The sequence below is a fragment of the Salinivibrio sp. MA427 genome (assembly GCF_001996115.1).
Lineage (GTDB): Bacteria > Pseudomonadota > Gammaproteobacteria > Enterobacterales > Vibrionaceae > Salinivibrio > Salinivibrio costicola.
Map to the genome: position 1 here is coordinate 1 of NZ_MUFH01000417.1, position 1,772 is coordinate 1,772.

The window sequence follows — 1,772 nt, forward strand, 5'->3', positions numbered from 1 at the left end:
CTTATAAACAAGCTATTCATTGGCAAATGATTCAAGCCAAATAAGAGAGGAAATGATGAAAAAAGAATTCTCAGTTGTTATCGCAGGCGGCGGCTCAACCTTCACCCCGGGTATTGTCATGATGCTACTGGAAAACCAAGATCGTTTTCCGATCCGTAAACTGAAATTCTACGACAACTTTGCATCTCGGCAGGAAACCGTGGCTGAAGCATGCAAGATCTTACTACAAGAACGGGCGCCTCAAATCGAGTTCTCTTATACCACCGACCCAGAAGAAGCCTTTACGGATGTTGATTTTTGCATGGCACATATTCGCGCTGGTCTTTACGCCATGCGAGAGCAAGATGAAAAAATCCCACTTCGTCATGGCTGTGTGGGCCAAGAAACGTGTGGTCCAGGTGGCATGGCTTATGGTCTACGCTCCATTCCTGCTGTGATTGAGCTTATCGACTACATGGAAAAGTACTCACCAAATGCATGGATGCTGAACTACTCCAACCCGGCAGCAATTGTTGCTGAAGCTTGTCGAGTGCTACGGCCTAATTCGAAAGTGCTTAATATCTGTGACATGCCGATTGGGATAGAGACCCGTATCGCTGAAATCTTGGGGTATGAAGACCGTAAACAGTTTGATGTGATGTACTACGGCCTGAACCACTTTGGATGGTGGAAAGAGTTTAAAGATGCCAAAACCGGCGAAGATCTCATGCCTCGGATTAAAGCGTATGTGAAAGAACATGGTTACTTGCCACCTAGCGCGATGAACGGTGCTCAGCATACCGACGAATCATGGAAAGATACGTTTATCAAAGTGCGTGACGTGTATGCGCTGGACCCAGAAACGATCCCAAACACATACCTTAAATATTATCTGTATCCTGATTATGTTGTAGAACACTCCGATAAAGTTTATACCCGTGCCAATGAAGTGATGGATGGACGCGAGAAAGAAGTGTTCACCGAATGCCATCGCATTATCGCAGCAGGGACAGCAAAGGACACCACCATCGAGGTTGAGGAACACGCATCGTATATCGTTGATTTAGCGACCGCGATAGCCTTTAACACCAAGGAAAGAATGCTACTTATCGTCCCTAACAACGGAGCTATTAGTAACTTTGATCCAACAGCGATGGTTGAAATCCCTTGTATTGTCGATAATACAGGCGCAAAACCAATGCAAATCGGTGAAATCCCTGAATTCCAAAAAGGCATGATGAATCAACAGGTATCAGTTGAAAAGCTTGTTGTTCAAGCTCACGTTGAGGGCTCTTACCAACGGCTGTGGCAAGCATTTACCTTGTCAGCCACAATTCCAAGCGCTTCAAAAGCCAAAGACATTTTGGACGAAATGCTAGAAGTGAACAAAGAGTATTGGGTAGAACTCGGTTGATAAATACGTTCTAGGCTAGTTAGAGCTAACCAAGGGAGCCAATCATCCGGCTCCCTTTTTCGTTAACTCCCATCGTTTACCTAATGCTTCACCACTTAATCACTCTCCAATATGTCCAAAATCTCGTCCCAATCCATATTCATCAGTCTGCGGGCACGAAAACGGCTCCGCGCGTTTAGCGTCAAGTATCCTGATACTGGAAGAGGGCGTGAGTAAAATTGAGAACACTTAACGGCCAAGCAGATAGAAAATTACGGCGATAAGGTTATGATTACAAAAAAGTTATTATTTTTATAAACCAACTCATTGCTTGAGAGGATGCCATGTTTGCAGAACGCCTAGAACGAGCTCGTAAGGCGGCCGGGCTATCTGTAGTGGC

At 45.1% G+C, this 1,772-nt stretch carries 1 protein-coding gene; it reads left to right on the forward strand.

Annotated elements, in window-relative coordinates; translation table 11 throughout:
• Nucleotides 1-52: 52 nt before the first annotated feature.
• Nucleotides 53-1,393, forward strand: coding sequence for a 6-phospho-alpha-glucosidase (locus tag BZG79_RS15170; protein ID WP_206779506.1), 1,341 nt, complete (start codon nt 53-55; stop codon nt 1,391-1,393).
• The last annotated feature ends 379 nt before the right edge of the window (nt 1,394-1,772 follow it).

What these genes read in the sequence shown, in the direction of transcription:
- BZG79_RS15170 (WP_206779506.1), top strand. Translation starts at nt 53, where the DNA reads ATGATGAAAAAAGAATTCTCAGTTGTTATCGCAGGCGGCGGCTCAACC.